We start from the raw sequence: 17838 nt of genomic DNA, 5'->3' as shown, positions 1-17838 counted from the left end.
CGGCGCTCCTGCACCGGGCTGGCCACACCTTGGTAACCCGGCCGGTCATCTCGCCCCAAATGCCTCATCTACGACATCTGCTCGTAGGTGGGCCGGGGTCAAAAGTCCCTTGACGACAGCAGACAAGCCGCCTTCCTCGGCACTTATCGGCGCAAAACGGTCAATTGAACCGTCACCTACCCGGTATTCCGACGAAGCGGCCTAGTAGGCCCGAAACGGCCTGTGCGGCTTGTCACGCCCGGTGGGCCCGATGGCCGTCCGTTTCAGGACCAACGCCCTCCCCCCACAAGCTCCTTGAAGCTCCGCCCCGCGAGGCAGCCCCCCGTCGCCGCCACGCCCGGCCCGCGCCCGCCGTGGCGTGAGGAGCCCGGCGGGGAGCCCGTACGGCTTCCTGCGGACGGGTGGGTGCCCTGGGGTGGCCGTCGCGCGGCCCCCCGGGGGCCTGCGGGGCGCTCGCGGGCGGCGCGGGGCCCCCGTGGGGCGGGCTGCGCACGGAAAGGGCCGGGCCCCGGACCGTGACGGTCCGGGGCCCGGCCCCAGTGGCGCGTGCGCGGCTACGCGCGGACGCTCACGCTTCCTTCGTCAGGTTCGGGCCGCCGCCCGCCGCCTGCTCGATGGGGGGAGCGTCCGGCAGCGCCGACTTCTCCTCACCGCGGAAGGTGAACTTCCGGTCGTCGCCCTCGCCCTCGGTGTCCACGACCACGATGTGGCCGGGGCGCAGCTCGCCGAAGAGGATCTTCTCCGACAGGGCGTCCTCGACCTCGCGCTGGATGGTGCGGCGCAGCGGCCTGGCACCCATCACGGGGTCGTAGCCCTTGTCGGCGAGCAGCTGCTTGGCGGCCTGGCTGAGCTCGATGCCCATGTCCCGGTCCTTGAGCCGCTCGTCCATCTCGCGGACCCTGAGGTCCACGATCTCCAGGATGTCCTCCTGGGTGAGCTGCGGGAAGACGATGACCTCGTCGACACGGTTGAGGAACTCGGGGCGGAAGTGCTGCTTCAGCTCCTCGCTGACCTTCGCCTTCATCCGCTCGTAGTTCGTCTTCGTGTCGCCCTGCGCCGCGAAGCCCAGGTTGAAGCCCTTCGAGATGTCCCGCGTCCCGAGGTTGGTCGTCATGATGATGACCGTGTTCTTGAAGTCCACGACCCGGCCCTGGGAGTCGGTCAGGCGACCGTCCTCCAGGATCTGCAGCAGGGAGTTGAAGATGTCCGGGTGGGCCTTCTCGACCTCGTCGAAGAGGACCACGGAGAACGGCTTCCTGCGCACCTTCTCGGTGAGCTGGCCGCCCTCCTCGTAGCCGACGTATCCGGGGGGCGAGCCGAAGAGGCGGGAGACCGTGTGCTTCTCGCTGAACTCCGACATGTCGAGCGAGATGAGCGCGTCCTCGTCGCCGAAGAGGAACTCGGCGAGTGCCTTGGACAGCTCGGTCTTACCGACACCGGACGGGCCGGCGAAGATGAACGAGCCGCCGGGACGCTTCGGGTCCTTGAGGCCGGCCCGCGTGCGCCGGATCGCCCGGGAGAGCGCCTTGACGGCGTCCACCTGGCCGATGACGCGCTTGTGCAGCTCGTCCTCCATGCGCAGCAGCCGAGAGGACTCCTCCTCGGTCAGCTTGAAGACCGGGATGCCCGTGGCGGTGGCAAGGACCTCGGCGATCAGGTCCTCGTCGACCTCGGCGACGACGTCCATGTCGCCGGCCTTCCACTCCTTCTCCCGCTTGGTCTTCGCGGCCAGCAGCTGCTTCTCCTTGTCACGGAGAGAGGCCGCCTTCTCGAAGTCCTGGGAGTCGATCGCGGACTCCTTCTCCCTGCGGACACCGGCGATCTTCTCGTCGAACTCGCGCAGGTCCGGCGGCGCGGTCATCCGGCGGATGCGCATCCGGGAGCCGGCCTCGTCGATCAGGTCGATCGCCTTGTCCGGCAGGAAGCGGTCCGAGATGTAGCGGTCGGCCAGGGTGGCCGCCGCGACCAGCGCCGAGTCGGTGATGGAGACACGGTGGTGCGCCTCGTACCGGTCGCGCAGACCCTTGAGGATCTCGATGGTGTGCGGCAGCGAGGGCTCGGCGACCTGGATGGGCTGGAAGCGGCGCTCAAGGGCCGCGTCCTTCTCCAGGTACTTCCGGTACTCCTCCAGCGTCGTCGCACCGATCGTCTGGAGCTCACCACGGGCCAGCATCGGCTTGAGGATGCTGGCGGCGTCGATCGCGCCCTCGGCGGCGCCCGCACCCACCAGGGTGTGGAGCTCGTCGATGAACAGGATGATGTCGCCGCGGGTGCGGATCTCCTTGAGGACCTTCTTCAGGCGCTCCTCGAAGTCACCGCGGTAGCGGGAGCCGGCGACCAGCGCGCCGAGGTCCAGGGTGTAGAGGTGCTTGTCCTTGAGGGTCTCGGGCACCTCGCCCTTGACGATGGCCTGCGCCAGGCCCTCGACGACGGCGGTCTTGCCGACGCCGGGCTCGCCGATGAGCACCGGGTTGTTCTTGGTGCGGCGGGACAGCACCTGCATGACCCGCTCGATCTCCTTCTCGCGCCCGATGACCGGGTCGAGCTTGGACTCGCGGGCCGCCTGGGTGAGGTTGCGGCCGAACTGGTCGAGGACCAGCGACGTGGAGGGCGTGCCCTCCTGCGGGCCGCCCGCGGTGGCGGACTCCTTCGTCTGGTAGCCGGAGAGCAGCTGGATGACCTGCTGGCGCACCCGGTTGAGGTCGGCGCCCAGCTTCACGAGGACCTGGGCGGCGACGCCCTCGCCCTCGCGGATCAGGCCGAGCAGGATGTGCTCGGTGCCGATGTAGTTGTGGCCCAGCTGAAGGGCCTCGCGGAGCGAGAGCTCCAGGACCTTCTTCGCACGGGGGGTGAAGGGGATGTGGCCGGACGGGGCCTGCTGGCCCTGGCCGATGATCTCCTCGACCTGCTGGCGGACCGCCTCGAGCGAAATCCCGAGGCTCTCCAGGGCCTTAGCGGCGACACCCTCACCCTCGTGGATCAGGCCCAGGAGGATGTGCTCGGTGCCGATGTAGTTGTGGTTGAGCATCCGGGCTTCTTCCTGTGCCAGGACGACAACCCGCCGCGCGCGGTCGGTGAACCTCTCGAACATCGTTATCGCTCCTCAGAGCGGTCAGGCAGTAAAAGGGGTCGGTCCCCTCTCTGTCCTTCCGCAGCTTAGTCCCGCAAGCGGGGACCGCTCGGGTCCATCCCCGCATCCGCGGGGACCAGCGTTCCTCATGAACGACTGACGAACGCTCCAACCCGATGGTGCGAGACGATGTTCCCCCAGGCCAAGCAGATACCGCCGCCATCAGTACGCCCATGGCGAACGGGAGATGCCGGGCCCGCGTGGCGCCCCTCCCCACAAGGGAAGTCTTACCCGCCCGCACCGACAGTCCATGCCGGAGAGCCCCCTCCCCTCAGCTACGGGCGAACACCGGCGCGGCCGGCGCTCGAACGCCCGCCACACAGGGTGAGTGGTGCGGCACCCGCCGTAACCGGCGTGGCCGCCCGGCCGTTGGCCGTTCATGGCGACCATCCTGCCCGGACCCCGCGGCCCCCTCCCGTACGCCCCCGCACAGGGGCCCACGGCTGAGGGCAGCGCAGCCTCCCCCGAGCGGATCGCCGCGTACTACGCGGAGGTGCTCGGCTGGCCCGTGGTGCGCGGCGGGCACCGCGGCCGGGTCGCGCTGGCGACGGGCGTCGCGTTCGACGCGCTGGAACTGCCGGCGCAGGCGGGGCGCACGGTGGTCGACCGGCTCGACCGGCTGCGCGGCCAGGGGCCCGACGCCCCCGCGCGTCCCGTGTCGGGGCCGGTGGCGATCAGCGCGGACCGGGCCAGGATGTGGCTGCTGCTCGCGCCGGGCAGCGCGGACGAGGTGCCGGGGCTGCTCGACTGGCTGGAGTGGGGCGGTATCGACCTGGATCTCGACGCCCTGGGTACGGGGCGGAGCTTTCCCGCGCCCCTGCCGCCGCGGTGGCCCGTCCTCGCCGCGCAGGGGGCCGCCGTGTGGCTGCGGCCCCCCGGACCGGCACGGGCCACGCCGTCCGGACTGCCGACGCTGCGGTTGTGCGGTGGCACCGGCGGGGCCGGCGCCGCGGAGACCGGCACCGGGGGCAGCGGTGGGGATGCCCCCGATCTCGTACGGCTCCTGGACGCGGCGGCAGCGGAGTGCCACCGGGTCCGCCTCGCTCGCGGACTCGCTCGCGGAATTGCCGCGGGCGCGGGCGTGAATCGTCAGCCGTTGGCCTTCTCGTAGGCTTCGCGGATCTCCGCGGGAACACGGCCCCTGTCGTTCACGCTGTAGCCGTTGTCCTTGGCCCACTTGCGGATTTCCGCGGTGTCCTTGTTGCCGCCGGTGACGGCGCGCCCCTTGCCGCGGCCTGCCGCACCACGGCCGCCGGTGCGGCGCCCGCTCTTGGTGTACGGGTCGAGGAGGCCGCGCAGCTTCTCGGCATTGGCGGTCGTGAGGTCGATCTCGTACGTCTTGCCGTCGAGCGCGAACGTGACGGTCTCGTCCGCCTCGCCCCCGTCGAGGTCGTCGACAAGAAGGACCTGAACCTTCTGTGCCACCGGTTTTCCTTTCCTCGAAAATGCGGTACGCGGAAAGGAAACCCCTTTTCCCTGGAAAACACAAACCCCCGGGAGAGGTTCAGCGGCCCGGCAAACGGGAAACGCACGCGATTCGGACATCTTCCCGCGCCGCGCCGGACATCTTCGCGGGCGTCTTCCGCTGCGTCACAGGTGCAGAAGCATGCGGCTGTTGCCCAGGGTGTTCGGCTTCACCCGTTCGAGACCGAGGAACTCGGCCACGCCCTCGTCATAGGAACGCAGCAGCTCTCTGTACACATCTCCGTCGACAGGTGTCCCATCGATCTCCACGAACCCGTGCTTGGCGAAGAAGTCGACTTCGAAGGTCAGGCAGAAAACCCGGCTGACACCGAGCTCGCGCGCCGCTTCCAGCAGCTTCGACAGCAACATGTGCCCCACTCCGGCCCCCTTCGCCGAAGGGTCCACGGCGAGAGTGCGCACTTCCGCGAGGTCTTCCCACAGCGGGTGGAGGGCGCCGCAGCCGATGACCTCGCCATCGGCCGCGCGTTGTGCCACCCAGAACTCCTGGATGTCCTCGTAAAGCGTCACCGGTGCTTTGTCGAGGAGGATGCCTGCGCCCGCGTAACGGCCCACGAGGCGGCGCAGCGCCGCGACGTCGCGCGTCCTGGCGCGCCGCACGGTGACGCCATTCCGGCTCTCGGGATCGGGGTCGGGATCGCCCTGGAGGAGGTGCCGCGGGGAAGACATGAACGGGACGCTATCGCCCCGGCGCCTAAGAGGTGTCGGCGCCCCGTCAGTCGCCGGAGTGCGGGGGCGCGGAAGGCGGCGGTTCTCCGGGAGCGTCCGCGGGGGCTTCGCCTTCGCCGCGTTCTCCGGCGTCCCCGGTGCCGTGTCGGGTGCCTTGGGTGCCTTCGGCGTTGTGCGCCGACTCGCCCCCGGCGCCCTGAACGATACGGACGGCGTCTTCGAGCGACTGCCGTTCCTCGGGCGACATCATGCCGAAGAAGGCGACGAGCGCGGCCGCCCGGTTGTCGCTCTTGGACCACGCTTCGTTCATGAGGGCCGCGGCGTAGGCGGCGCGCGTCGACACCGCCCTATATCGATAGGCGCGGCCCTCGACTTCCCTGCGCACCCAGCCCTTCTGATGGAGATTGTCCATTACCGTCATGACGGTCGTGTACGCGATGGAGCGTTCCCGCTGGAGGTCTTCGAGTACTTCCCTGACGGTGACCGGGCGGTTCCATTGCCAGACGCGCGTCATCACGGCGTCTTCGAGGTCTCCCAATTGACGGGGCACGCGCCCAAGACTAGTCCGCGATGCCCGAAAGGTCGCATATTTGGGCAGCGAAAAGGGCGCACGGCCACCGGGGGGCCGTGCGCCCTTCGGCGCATGGTGCGGCGGTCGGGGCCGCCGGGCGGCGGTCGCGGTCAGGCGCCGCGCGCCTCCGGATCGGCGGCGCGGGCGGCGGCGGCCTCGGCGCGCGCGATGGCGGCGTCGACGGCGGCGTCCTCCTTGCCCTTGTTCGGCCCGCCCTGCGTCTTGATGATCAGCCGTACGAGGAAGACGAAGAAGGCCGCCATCACCACGGGGGGCACGAGCGCGGATACGTAGTCCATGCCGTCCAGACTAGCTACCCGGCGGCGCGCTCCCTCGGCGGGGGCGGCGGGCTGGAAGGCGCCGGCTTCCTGCGGGGCGGGAAGACCTCGGAGGGCTTCGGGACGGGCCGCTCGCCCGGCGACTTGGCGGGCGGGGGCTTGCGCGGGCCCGGCTTGTCCTTGCCGTCGCCCGACGCCGCGCCGACCAGCGTCAGCAGGCGGGTGCGCTGTGCGGGGGGCGCGGCTGCGGCGGCCGGGCGGCCCGCGAGCCGCTCCCGTACGGAGCGCTCGGCGACCCGCCCGCAGCGTTCGAGCAGCGCGGCGGCGACGGCGTTGCCGCGCAGTGCGCGCAGGGCGGCGAGGTCGTCGGGGACGGGCACGTACCCGGCCGCGAGGGCGTCCTGGAGGAGCTCCAGGTAGCCGGCGGCCGAGCCGGGCAGCGCCGCCCGGTAGCGGGCCAGGTCGGCGAGGAGGAACGCGCGCAGCCGGCCGGCCTCCTGGACGGCCTCGTCCACGGACTCGGCCAGCGAGAGGCAGGCCCGGACGTCCTCGTCCGAGATCTGGGCGGGGTGCAGGACGGCGGCCAGGGCGCGTCGGAGCACTCGCAGCTCGTCCGCACCGAACGCCATGCCGCCTCGGGGTCCGTATGGCGTGGGCATGAATCGACCTTACGCGCCAAGCCGGACAAATGGCGCGAAATAGCCACGCGTCGGGGGTGGCGCAGAGGGCGCGGCGCCTCCGCGGCCCGCGGGCCGGGCCCAGGGGCCCCGGGCTCCTCGGCCCGGCGTCCGCAGACCGGTGGAGTGGGGCTCGCGCCCGGCCGGCCCCGCAGCCCGGTACCGATGGCCGGCACGCGGCCCCCGGCGCCCCGGGGAACGGAAGGCCCTGGGCCCTGGGGGGAGACCGGCGGGCAGGGACCGGCGGATCCCACCGGGAGCAAGCGGTCCACTGCCTCCGGTACGGGCCAGGGGCCCTGGGGGAGACGGGCGCGCCGGGACCGGCGCCTGAGCCCGGGGCCGGGGGCCCCGGCAGGGGCGAGCGGGGCGGCGGCCGGTGGGGTTACAGGCGGGAGACGTTGCGTTCGTAGACCAGGCGCAGGCCGATCAGGGTGAGCCAGGGCTCGTGTTCGTCGATGGCGGAGGCTTCGCCCAGGACCATGGGGGCGAGGCCGCCGGTGGCGATGACCGTGACGTCGTCCGGGTCCTCGGCCAGCTCCCGGGCCATACGGGCGACCACGCCGTCGACCTGGCCCGCGAAGCCGTAGACGATGCCCGCCTGCATGGCCTCGACGGTGTTCTTGCCGATCACGCTGCGCGGCCTGGCCAGCTCGATCTTGCGCAGCTGGGCGCCCTTGACACCCAGCGCCTCGACCGAGATCTCGATGCCGGGCGCGATCACCCCGCCCGCGTACTCGCCGCGCGCGCTGACCGCGTCGAACGTCGTCGCCGTACCGAAGTCGACCACGATCGCCGGGCCGCCGTAGAGGTCGACGGCGGCGACCGCGTTGATGATGCGGTCGGCGCCGACCTCCTTGGGGTTGTCCATGAGGATCGGCACGCCCGTCTTGATGCCGGGCTCGACCAGCACCGCGGGCACGTCCCCGTAGTAGCGGCGCGTCACCTCGCGCAGCTCGTGCAGGACCGAGGGCACCGTCGAGCAGATCGCGATGCCCTCGATGCCCTCCCCCAGCTCCACGCCGAGCAGCGGGTGCATGCCCATCAGGCCCTGGAGCAGCACCGCGAGCTCGTCGGCCGTGCGGCGCGCGTCCGTGGAGATCCGCCAGTGCTCGACGATCTCCTCGCCGTCGAAGAGGCCGAGCACCGTGTGGGTGTTGCCGACGTCGATGGTCAGCAGCATCAGGCGCCCGTCTCCTTCTTGTCGGCCCCGCCGGCCCTGTCGGTCCCGCCGGCCCTGTCGGTCCCGCCGGCCGCGCCGGTCCCGTCGGCCGCGCCGGTCTCGACGGCCCCGCCGGCCCTGTCGGTCCCGTCGGTCCCGTCGGCCCTGCCGGTCTCGTCGGCCGCGCGCAGGTCGAGGCCGATGTCGAGGACGCGCGACGAGTGCGTGAGGGCGCCCACAGCGAGGAAGTCGACGCCTGTCTCCGCGTACGCCCGCGCGTTGTCGAGGGCGAGGCGGCCCGACGACTCCAGGAGCGCGCGGCCGCCCACGATGCCGACGGCCTCCGAGGTCTCCTCGGGGGTGAAGTTGTCGAGCAGGATCAGGTCGGCTCCCGCGTCGAGCACCTCGCGCAGCTGGTGCAGCGTGTCGACCTCCACCTCGATGGGGAGGTCGGGGAACTGCGCGCGCACGGCTGCGAACGCCTCCGCCACCCCGCCCGCGGCCACCACGTGGTTGTCCTTGACCAGCGCCGCGTCCGAGAGGGACATGCGGTGGTTGACGCCGCCGCCGCAGCGCACCGCGTACTTCTCCAGCGCCCGCAGCCCCGGCGTGGTCTTGCGGGTGTCGCGGACCTTCGCCCCGGTGCCTTCGAGCGCGTCGGCCCAGCGACGGGTCGCGGTCGCGATGCCGGAGAGCCTGCACAGGATGTTGAGCGCGCTGCGCTCCGCGGTCAGCAGGTCGCGGGTGCGGCCGGTGACGCTGAGCAGCTTCTGTCCCGCCGCCACCCGGTCGCCGTCCGCCACGTGCCGCTCGACCTCGAAGTCGTCGGCGCAGACCACGGAGAGCACGGCCTCGGCCACGTGCAGGCCCGCCACCACGCCGTCCTCGCGCGCGGTGAAGTCGCCGGTGGCCACGGCCTTCTCCGGCACGGTCGCGACCGTCGTCACGTCGACCCCGCCGTCCAGGTCCTCCTGGACCGCGACGTGCGCCACGTCCTCGACCTGTACGGGGTCGAGCCCCAGGTCGGCGAGGAGCGCGGCGAGCGCCGGGTCGAGTCCGCACTCCAGGTCCTCGGGCGCCCCGCAGGCGCAGCCGTCGGGGCCGCAGGTGTCGGCCGCGGGCGCCCCGATGTGGATCAGCGGCACGGCCACCGGCTCGGGACGCGGGGTGTCTTCTGGCGTGCTCACGTGGCTGCTCCCTGGGAACGGTCTGACTCGGGGCGTTGTGTGCTTCCGGGCCCTCGGTGGAGGGCCTCGGTGTCGGTGGCGGCGACCGTGAGCGACGCGTCGGGGGCGAGGCCCAGGACGAGGTGGCGGCGCCAGTGGCCGTCGTCGCGGTCGGGGAAGTCCTCGCGCCAGTGGCAGCCGCGCGTCTCCTCGCGCAGGCGCGCGGCGGCGACGAGCGCGCGGGCGACGGCGAGGAGGTTGGTGGTCTCCCACGCCTCCACCCCGGGCTCCGCGGCCTTCACGGGCCGTGCGGCGTCGGGCCGTGCGGGATCCGGCCGTACGGCGTCGGGCCGTACGGGAGCGGGCCGTACGGGAGCGGGCTGCACCGCGTCGAGCGCCTCGGCCGCCGCGCGCAGGCCCGCGGCCGACCTGAGGACGCCGGCGCCCGCCGACATGATCCGCTGGACGCGGGCGCGGGCCGCGGGGTCGACGAGCGGGACCACCGCCGCGTACCCGTCGCCCCCCGGCGCGGGGGCGGGCGCGGCCCCGGCCGGGGCGCGGTGCGCGGCCGCCACGTCCTCGGCGATCCGCTCGGCGAAGACCAGCCCTTCGAGCAGCGAGTTCGACGCGAGGCGGTTCGCGCCGTGTACGCCCGTGCAGGCGGCCTCGCCGCACGCGTACAGGCCGGGGACGCGGGTGCGGCCGTACAGGTCGGTGCGTACGCCGCCGGAGGCGTAGTGCGCGGCGGGCGCCACCGGGATCGGCTCGGACACCGGGTCGATCCCGTGCGCCCGGCAGGCCGCGAGGATCGTCGGGAAGCGGGTCTCCCACATGGCGCGGCCGAAGTGGCGCGCGTCCAGGTACATGTGCTCGGCGCCCTGCTCCCGCATCCTGCGCATGATCGCCTTGGCGACGATGTCGCGCGGCGCCAGCTCTGCCAGCTCGTGCTGCCCCAGCATGAAACGGACACCCGCGGCGTCCACGAGGTGCGCGCCCTCGCCCCGCACCGCCTCGGAGACCAGCGGCTGGCGGCCCTCGGAGTCGGCGCCGAGGAACAGCACCGTCGGGTGGAACTGGACGAACTCGATGTCGGACACCTCGGCGCCCGCCCTCAGCGCGAGCGCGACGCCGTCGCCCGTCGACACGGCCGGGTTGGTCGTCGCGGCGAACACCTGGCCCATGCCGCCGGTGGCGAGGACCACGGCGGGCGCGAGGACCGCGCCCACACCGTCGTGCAGGCCCTCGCCCATGACGTGCAGGGTGACGCCCGCGGTCCGGCCGTCTGCGTCCTTGAGGAGGTCGAGCACGAGCGCGTTCTCTACCGTGCGCACCGCGGCCTCCCGCACCGCCGCGCCGAGCGCACGGGCCACCTCCACGCCCGTCGCGTCGCCGCCCGCGTGCGCGATACGGCGCCTGTGGTGACCGCCCTCGCGGGTGAGCTGGAGCGCGCCGTCCGTCGTCCTGTCGAACTCGGCGCCCGCCGCGATCAGCCGCCGCACGGCCGCCGCCCCCTCGGTGACCAGCGCCCGCACGGCCTCCTCGTCGCACAGGCCGGCGCCCGCGACGAGGGTGTCGTCGAGGTGCTGCCCCGGGGTGTCGCCCTCACCGAGCGCCGCGGCGATGCCTCCCTGCGCCCAGCGCGTGGAGCCGTCGTCGAGGCGGGCCTTCGTCACGACGACCGTGCGCAGGCCCGCCGCGCGGCAGCGCAGCGCGGCCGTGAGGCCGGCGACGCCGGAGCCCACCACGACGACATCGGCCTCGACCGACCAGCCGGGCTCGGGGGCCGCGAGCCTGAGCCCTCCGGGTGCGGTGTTCATCTGCCGGTCGCTCCGAAGGTCAGGGGGATGTTGTCGATCAGCCGGGTCGTGCCGATCCACGCCGCGACGGCGAGCACCGCCTCGCCCGTGAAGTCGTCGGGCACCTCGGTGAAGTCCGCGGGATCGACGAGCGCCAGGTAGTCGAGGCGCAGCGGCGGGTCGGCGCGCTCGCCCAGTTTGAGTACGGCGAGGGCGGCGGCCCGTACCGCGTCGGCGCCGGTGGAGGCGGCTCCACAGGACCCGGCGGCGCAGGCGACGGCGTGCGCGTCCGCGGCGAGGCGCGCCTCGCCGAGCGCGGAGAGCCCCGCCGCGCGGGCGTCGGAGCAGGGCGTGGCCGCGGCGCGCGCCCGCAGCCACCGCTGCGCCGCGAGGCGGTCGCGCGCCGCGAACAGTGCCCTGGAGAGCAGCAGCGCGGTGCGCCGGTCGGCCGGGGTGAGGTAGCGGTTGCGGCTGGAGAGCGCGAGCCCGTCGTCCTCCCGTACGGTCGGCACGCCGACGATCTCGACGGGGAAGTTCAGGTCGCGGACCATGCGGCGGATCAGCGCGAGCTGCTGGGCGTCCTTCTGGCCGAAGAACGCGGCGTCGGGGGCGGTCAGGTGGAACAGCTTGGCGACGACGGTGAGCATCCCGTCGAAGTGGCCGGGGCGGCTCGCGCCTTCGAGACGGCCGCCCATGGGGCCCGCCCCGATGGTGACCTGCGGGTCGCCGCCGGGGTACACCTCGTCGACGGACGGCGCGAACACCGTGTCGGCGCCCGCTTCGCGCGCCGTGCGCAGGTCGGCTTCGAGGGTGCGCGGATAGCGGTCGAGGTCCTCGCCCGCGCCGAACTGGAGCGGGTTGACGAAGACCGTCGCCACCACGAAGCCGTCCCGCCCCACATGGGCGCGGGCCGCGCGGATCAGGCTCGCGTGCCCCTCGTGCAGGGCGCCCATCGTCATGACGGCCGCGACGCGGGCGCCCGGACCGCGGCGCTTCAGCAGCCGGTCGAGGTCGTCCCGGGTGAAGGCGGGCTCGAAGACGCCGTCCCCCGTCCCCGGTATCCCGCCCGAGGCGCCGCGCGCCGTCCCCTCGCCGCTCATGACGTGCTCCCGTCCCCGGTGCCGCCCGTACCGCTTCCGCCCGTGCCGCCACCGCCGCCCGTACCGCTTCCGCCGGTGCCACTCCCGCCCGTACCGCTCCCGCCCGTACCGCTCCCGCCGCCCGCGAGGACGCCGAGCAGGTCCTCCGCGAGCTCGGCCTTGAGCAGGCCGTTGGCCAGGGCGCGGTCAGCCGTCGTACGGGCCAGGGCCAGATAGCCGGCGACCGCGCCGGGCGCGTGCTCCCGCAGCTGCGCGACGTGCGCGGCGACCGTCCCCGCGTCGCCGCGGGCGACCGGGCCCGTCAGCGCCGCGTCGCCCGAGCGCAGGGCGTTGTCGAGGGCGGCGCCGAGCAGCGGGCCGAGCATCTTGTCGGGCGCCGCGACGCCCGCGGTGCGCAGCAGGTCCATCGACTGGGCGACCAGCGTGACCAGGTAGTTCGAGCCGATGGCGAGCGCCGCGTGGTACAGCGGCCTGGCCTCCTCCGCGATCCACTCGGGCTCGCCGCCCATCTCGATGACCAGCGCCTGCGCCGCGAGTCGCAGCTCCTCGGGCGCCGTCACGCCGAACGAGCAGCCCGCGAGCCGCTGCACGTCCACCGACGTGCCGGTGAACGTCATCGCCGGGTGCAGCGCGAGCGGCAGCGCGCCCGCGCGCAGCGCCGGGTCGAGGACCCGGGCCCCGTACCGCCCCGAGGTGTGCACGAGCAGTTGCCCCGGCCGTACGGCCCCGGTCTGCGCGAGGCCTTCGACGAGGCGCGGCAGCGCGTCGTCCGGCACGGTCAGCAGCACGAGCTCCGCGCGGGCCAGGACCTCGTCGGGGGTGACGAGCGGCACGTCGGGCAGCAACTCGGCGGCGCGCCGCCGGGAGGCGTCGGAGACCCCGGACACGGCGACCGGGCGGTGTCCCGCGAGGGCGAGGGACGCGGCGAGCGCGGGGCCCACCCGCCCCGCGCCGACGACGCCGACCGTCAGCCGGGCGGGCCGGTCCCTGGGATCGAGGGGTTCCTTGGGTGGTGTGGGATTCACGCGGCGGGGCCTTCCGTTCCAGTCCTCGGTGGGTACCGGACGTTTTCCGCCATGCTACGCCAGCGCCTCCCGCCGTCCCCTGCCTGTGAAAAACCCTTGGCCGGGCTCGGCCCGCCGGACGATGATGCGCCCCATGGACCACACGAACGAGCAGGTGGGACCGGCGCGGCCGGCTGACGGGGAGGCGTTCGCCGCGCGCAGGCGCGCCGCCTTCCGCGGCGCCCGGCAAACGCTGCGCGACGGGTACGGCGCGACGCTGCGCGACCGCCTCGGGCGGCTCGCCGCCGAAGCGGCCGCCGTGCACGACCTCGACGAGCCCGCCGACCGCTACGGGGACGGCGTCGTGGCCGCGCTGGAGAAGCGCGTCGCGGACCTTCTCGGCTTCCCGGCAGCCGCGTTCTTCCCCACCGGCACCATGGCGCAGCAGGTCGCGCTGCGCTGCTGGGCCGGGCGCACCGGCAACCCCGTCGTGGCGCTGCACCCGCTGGCCCATCCCGAGATGCACGAGGAGGGGGCGCTCGCCGCGGTGAGCGGGCTGCGGACCGCGCACCCGACGCGCGAGCCCCGGCTGCCGACGGCGGACGAGGTGCGGGACCTCGGGGAGCCCTTCGGGACGCTGATGCTGGAACTGCCGCTGCGCGACGCGGGGTTCGTCCTGCCTGCCTGGGGCGAACTGACGGCCGTCGTGGCCGCGGCGCGCGAGCGGGACGCCGTGGTGCACTTCGACGGCGCGCGCCTGTGGGAGGCCACCACCCGCCTCGGCCGGCCGCTCGCCGAGGTCGCGGGCCTCGCGGACAGCGTCTACGTGTCGTTCTACAAGTCACTCGGCGGGCTCTCGGGTGCGGCGCTCGCGGGCCCCGAGGACCTGATCGCCGAGGCGGTCTCCTGGCGGCACCGCTACGGCGGCACCCTCTACGAGCAGTCCCCCGCGGCCCTCTCCGCGCTGGCCGGCCTGGCGAACGTGCTGCCGCGGCTGCCGCTCCACGTCGCCCACGCGGGCGTCGTGGCCGCGGCGATCGCCGGGGCGTTCGCCGCGGCGCCCGGTGTGCCCTTCTTCCGGGTGCACCCCGATCCGCCGCACACCCAGGAGTTCCAGGTGTGGCTGCCGTTCGCGCCCGACGTGCTGACGGAGGCCGCGGTCGTCCAGGCCGAGGAGACCGGGGCGGTCCTGTTCGCCCAGTCGTGGCAGTCCTGCGCCGTGCCCGGCCTCGCGCTGACGGAGGTGTCCCTCGGCGAGCCCGCCCTCGCCTGGTCCCCGGAGGAGGTGCGCGAGGCCGCCGCGGACTTCGCCCGCCGCGCGGTCGCGCTCGCGGCCCGCGCGTAGATCCGGGTCGGGCCGCCGCCCGCGGTGGGTCAGGCCGCGCCGCCGCCCGCGCGCACCAGGCCCGTCTCGTAGGCGAGGACGACGACCTGGACGCGGTCGCGCAGGCCGAGCTTGGTGAGGATGCGGCCCACGTGGGTCTTGACCGTCGCCTCGGAGACGAAGAGGCGGCCCGCGATCTCGCCGTTCGACAGGCCCTGCGCGACCAGCAGCAGCACCTCGCGCTCCCGCTCCGTGAGCCGCTCCAGGTCCTTGTGCCGGGGCTCGGGCGCGCCGCTCGGCAGCATCGGCGAGAACCGGTCGAGCAGACGGCGCGTGGTGGAGGGCGCCACGACCGCGTCGCCGCTGTGCACGGACCTGATCGCGCTCAGCAGCTCGCCGGGCGGCACGTCCTTCAGCATGAAGCCGCTCGCCCCCGCGTTGAGCCCGGAGAACGCGTACTCGTCCAGGTCGAACGTGGTGAGGATCAGCACCTTCGGCGCCTCGGGGCCCCCGGCGCGGATGCGGCGGGTGGCCTCCACGCCGTCGAGCCGCGGCATGCGCACGTCCATCAGCACCACGTCCGGCTCGGTGGTGCGCAGCAGTTCGAGCGCCTCCGCGCCGTCCCCCGCCTCCGCGACGACCTCCATGTCGGGCTGCGCCGCGAGCACCATGCGGAAGCCCGTGCGCAGCAGCGCCTGGTCGTCCACGAGCATCACGCGGATCGGTGCGTTCGGCATCTGCGGTGTCCCCATCTTCTCGGTGCGCTCGGTGCGGTCGGTGCGGTCGGTGCGGTCGGTGCGGTCGGTGCGCTGTACGGTGCCTGCCGGTACGGGCCGCACCGCTCAGCCCGCCGGTTTCAGCGGCAGCAGGGCGCTGATGCGGAACCCGCCGCCGGGGCGCGGCCCGGCGTCCAGGGTGCCGCCGACCATGCCGACGCGCTCGCGCATGCCGATCAGGCCCTGCCCGTGCCCGTCCGCGCCCCTGTCCTCCTGGAGCTCCGCGGGGGCGCCCCTGCCGTCGTCCTCGACGAGCAGCCCGAGCCCGTCGTCGAAGTAGACGAGCCGCACGCTGGCGCCGACGTCGGGCCCGCCGTGCTTACGGCTGTTGGTCAGCGCCTCCTGCACGATCCGGTACGCGGTGAGCTCGACGCCGCTCGGCAGCGGGCGCGGTGTCCCCTCGACCGTGAAGTCGACGGCGATGCCCGCCTGCCTGACCTGCTCGACCAGCACCTCGATCTGCTCGACGTCGGGCTGCGGCACGTACTCGCTGCTCTCCTGGCCGTCGCCGGTGCGCAGCACGCCCAGCAGGCGGCGCATCTCCGCGAGCGCCTGCCTGCCCGTGCCCGAGATGGTCTCCAGCGCCTGCTTGGCCTGGTCGGGCGCCCCGTCGAGGACGTACGCGGCACCGTCCGCCTGGACCACCATCACGGAGACGTTGTGCGCGACGACGTCGTGCAGCTCCCGCGCGATCCTGGCGCGCTCGGCCGCCACGGCGACCTTCGCCTGCGCCTCCCGCTCCTTCTCCAGCCGGGTCGCGCGCTCGACCAGCTGGTCGAAGTAGGCGCGGCGGGTGCGCATCGAGTCGCCGAGCACCCAGGCCAGCACGAACGGCACGGTCAGCACCAGCGTGAAGAAGAACCGGCCCGCCGTGCTGACGTCCGCCATCGGCCAGCGCACCTGCGCGACGGGCGCCGCGAGCACCCCGCCGACGAGCGCGAGCACCGAGGCCCACCGCCTGCCGCCCTGCGCGGCCACCGTGTAGATCGCGACGAGCAGCGCGAAGTCCGGGACGCTCGGCCGCACGTCGAGCGCCAGCTGGGAGAGGCCGAGCACGGCCGCGAGCACGAGCATCGCGTCGGGGACGACCCTGCGCAGCGCGACCACCACACCGAACAGCACGGAGAGCGCGATCGCGATCAGCCGCCCGGCCACCCCGTGCCCCACCTCGATCGCCCACAGCAGCGAGACCCCGAGGAGCACGGCAGCCCAGAAGCTGTCGACGCCCGTGGGGTGTCTGCGGAGGAAGTCGTAGAGGCGCTGCACGTGACCCAGCGTAGGGAGGCGGACAAGGCGAGGGGGTCAACCGGAGGGGCGATCCGGTCGGCGGAAGCGTACTCCCCAAGGTGGACACTTGGCCCGTGGCGAACGAGACGGCGGACGGCGGAGCGCGGGGCTGGCGGGCCGCGGCGGAATCCGCCCTCTACGGCCGGGACGGCTTCTACCTGCGCTCAGGGCCCGCCGCCCACTTCCGTACTTCGGTGCACGCGTCGCCGCTGTTCGCGGCGGCGGTGGCGCGGCTGCTCGCCGCGACGGCCGAGGCGCTCGGCGCGGACGCGGTGGACTTCGTGGACATGGCCGCCGGGCGCGGGGAGCTGGCCGCGGCCGTCGCAGGGGCAGGGGCAGGGGCGTGCGGGGACGCGGGGCCCGCCGTGCGGGTGTACGCCGTGGAGCGCGCGGCCCCGCCGCCCGGCCTCGACCCGCGGGTCGCCTGGTGCGCGCGGCCGCCGTCCGGGGCGACGGGGCTGCTGTTCGCCAACGAGTGGCTGGACAACGTGCCCGTGGACGTGGCGGAGGCCGGCGAGGACGGCGTGCCCCGGTACGTACGGGTGCACGGGGACGGCACCGAGGAGCCGGGCGACCCGGTCACCGGCGAGGACGCCGCGTGGCTCGCCAGGTGGTGGCCGCTCGCGGGCGCGGAGCCCGGCACCCGCGCGGAGATCGGCAGGCCGAGGGACGAGGCCTGGCGGGAGGCGGTGGGCTCGCTCGCCCGCGGCCTCGCGGTCGCCGTCGACTACGGGCACACGCGCGCCCGACGCCCGCCCTTCGGCACGCTCACCGGCTTCAGGGACGGCCGCGAGGTGCGTCCCGTCCCTGACGGGAGCTGCGACCTGACCGCGCACGTCGCGCTCGACTCGCTCGCGCCCCGCGCGGTCCGCGTGCCGCAGCGGACCGCGCTGCGCGCGCTCGGCGTCACCGGCGCCCGGCCCCCGCTCACCCTCGCGGGCACCGACCCCGCCGGGTACGTACGGGCACTGGCGCGCGCGGGCGAGGCGGCCGAGCTGACGGCGGCCGGCGGCCTCGGCGACTTCACCTGGGTGCTCCAGCCGGTCGGCCTCGGCCCCGACCCGCTGGCAGCCTTCGACGCGCTCGACGCGCTCGACGCGCTGGTGCCGGGGCTCACCGGGCGGGGCTGAGGCGGAGCGCGGACCCGGGGCCGCTCAGGCCGGAGCGCGCAGGCCCGTGCGCCGCTGAGACCGGAGCGCGGGCCCGGAGACCGCGGCGCGGGACCGGAGACCGCTGAGACCGGAGCGCGCAGGCCCGTGCGCCGCTGAGACCGGAGCGCGGGCCCGGAGACCGCGGCGCGGGACCGGAGACCGCTGGCACCGGAGCGCGCAGGCCCGTGCGCCGCTGAGACCGGGGCCCGGAGACCGGAGACCGCGGCGCGGGACCGGAGACCGCTGGCACCGGAGCGCGCAGGCCCGT

At 74.3% G+C, this 17838-nt stretch carries 16 protein-coding genes; 3 read left to right on the top strand and 13 right to left on the bottom strand.

The features are described from left to right. Positions 1-568: 568 nt before the first annotated feature. Positions 569-3091, bottom strand: coding sequence for an ATP-dependent Clp protease ATP-binding subunit (locus tag ABEA77_RS20845; RefSeq protein ID WP_345649700.1), 2523 nt, complete (start codon positions 3089-3091; stop codon positions 569-571). Positions 3092-3509: 418 nt separating this feature from the next. On the opposite strand from ABEA77_RS20845, the gene ABEA77_RS20840 reads away from it, so the two are divergent. Next, on the top strand, positions 3510-4241 hold the full coding sequence (locus tag ABEA77_RS20840) for an SCO3374 family protein (protein ID WP_345649697.1): 732 nt from the start codon (positions 3510-3512) through the stop codon (positions 4239-4241). Here ABEA77_RS20840 and ABEA77_RS20835 read toward each other — a convergent pair. The 10 genes from ABEA77_RS20835 to ABEA77_RS20790 form a co-directional block, all read right to left on the bottom strand. After that, positions 4220-4555: a histone-like nucleoid-structuring protein Lsr2 gene (locus ABEA77_RS20835; RefSeq protein WP_345649694.1), complete on the bottom strand. Its 336-nt coding sequence runs from the start codon at positions 4553-4555 to the stop codon at positions 4220-4222. The genes ABEA77_RS20840 and ABEA77_RS20835 overlap by 22 nt on opposite strands. A 165-nt stretch (positions 4556-4720) precedes the next feature. Next, on the bottom strand, positions 4721-5281 hold the full coding sequence (locus ABEA77_RS20830; protein ID WP_345649692.1) for an amino-acid N-acetyltransferase: 561 nt from the start codon (positions 5279-5281) through the stop codon (positions 4721-4723). Between the two features lie 46 nt (positions 5282-5327). Then, the gene (locus tag ABEA77_RS20825) at positions 5328-5831 is read right to left on the bottom strand and encodes a BlaI/MecI/CopY family transcriptional regulator (RefSeq protein WP_345649689.1); all 504 of its coding nucleotides are present in this window, start codon (positions 5829-5831) and stop codon (positions 5328-5330) included. Positions 5832-5962: 131 nt separating this feature from the next. Next, a complete protein-coding gene (locus ABEA77_RS20820) occupies positions 5963-6151 on the bottom strand; it encodes a hypothetical protein (RefSeq protein ID WP_345649686.1) in 189 nt (62 codons plus the stop codon). A 14-nt stretch (positions 6152-6165) separates the two neighbouring features. Continuing rightward, entirely contained in the window at positions 6166-6759 is a 594-nt protein-coding gene (locus tag ABEA77_RS20815; RefSeq protein WP_345649763.1) for a hypothetical protein, read from the bottom strand. A gap of 430 nt (positions 6760-7189) precedes the next feature. Next, the gene (locus tag ABEA77_RS20810; protein WP_345649683.1) at positions 7190-7987 is read right to left on the bottom strand and encodes a type III pantothenate kinase; all 798 of its coding nucleotides are present in this window, start codon (positions 7985-7987) and stop codon (positions 7190-7192) included. Next, entirely contained in the window at positions 7987-9153 is a 1167-nt protein-coding gene (gene nadC / locus ABEA77_RS20805; RefSeq protein WP_345649680.1) for a carboxylating nicotinate-nucleotide diphosphorylase, read from the bottom strand. The genes ABEA77_RS20810 and nadC overlap by 1 nt, the downstream gene beginning before the upstream one ends. Continuing rightward, the gene (locus ABEA77_RS20800; protein ID WP_345649677.1) at positions 9150-10949 is read right to left on the bottom strand and encodes an L-aspartate oxidase; all 1800 of its coding nucleotides are present in this window, start codon (positions 10947-10949) and stop codon (positions 9150-9152) included. The genes nadC and ABEA77_RS20800 overlap by 4 nt, the downstream gene beginning before the upstream one ends. Then, positions 10946-11887 carry a pantoate--beta-alanine ligase gene (gene panC / locus ABEA77_RS20795; protein WP_425588341.1) on the bottom strand — a complete coding sequence of 314 codons (942 nt, stop codon included), beginning with the start codon at positions 11885-11887 and terminating at the stop codon, positions 10946-10948. The genes ABEA77_RS20800 and panC overlap by 4 nt, the downstream gene beginning before the upstream one ends. Positions 11888-12024: 137 nt before the next feature. Further along, positions 12025-13053 (bottom strand): Rossmann-like and DUF2520 domain-containing protein, encoded by a 1029-nt coding sequence (locus ABEA77_RS20790; RefSeq protein WP_345649671.1) that lies wholly within the window; start codon positions 13051-13053, stop codon positions 12025-12027. A 133-nt stretch (positions 13054-13186) separates the two neighbouring features. Here ABEA77_RS20790 and ABEA77_RS20785 point away from each other — a divergent pair, with 133 nt between their 5' ends. Beyond that, entirely contained in the window at positions 13187-14377 is a 1191-nt protein-coding gene (locus ABEA77_RS20785; protein ID WP_345649669.1) for a threonine aldolase family protein, read from the top strand. 29 nt (positions 14378-14406) lie between these two features. Here ABEA77_RS20785 and ABEA77_RS20780 read toward each other — a convergent pair whose 3' ends face one another. After that, positions 14407-15093 carry a response regulator gene (locus tag ABEA77_RS20780; protein WP_345649760.1) on the bottom strand — a complete coding sequence of 229 codons (687 nt, stop codon included), beginning with the start codon at positions 15091-15093 and terminating at the stop codon, positions 14407-14409. Between the two features lie 105 nt (positions 15094-15198). Beyond that, a complete protein-coding gene (locus ABEA77_RS20775) occupies positions 15199-16398 on the bottom strand; it encodes a sensor histidine kinase (RefSeq protein WP_345649667.1) in 1200 nt (399 codons plus the stop codon). Between the two features lie 95 nt (positions 16399-16493). Here ABEA77_RS20775 and ABEA77_RS20770 point away from each other — a divergent pair, with 95 nt between their 5' ends. Further along, positions 16494-17549 carry an SAM-dependent methyltransferase gene (locus ABEA77_RS20770; protein WP_345649664.1) on the top strand — a complete coding sequence of 352 codons (1056 nt, stop codon included), beginning with the start codon at positions 16494-16496 and terminating at the stop codon, positions 17547-17549. Positions 17550-17838 lie beyond the last annotated feature (289 nt).

The organism is Streptomyces tremellae, assembly GCF_039540215.1.
GTDB lineage: Bacteria > Actinomycetota > Actinomycetes > Streptomycetales > Streptomycetaceae > Streptomyces > Streptomyces tremellae.
This window is presented reverse-complemented; position numbering and strand designations above follow the sequence as displayed.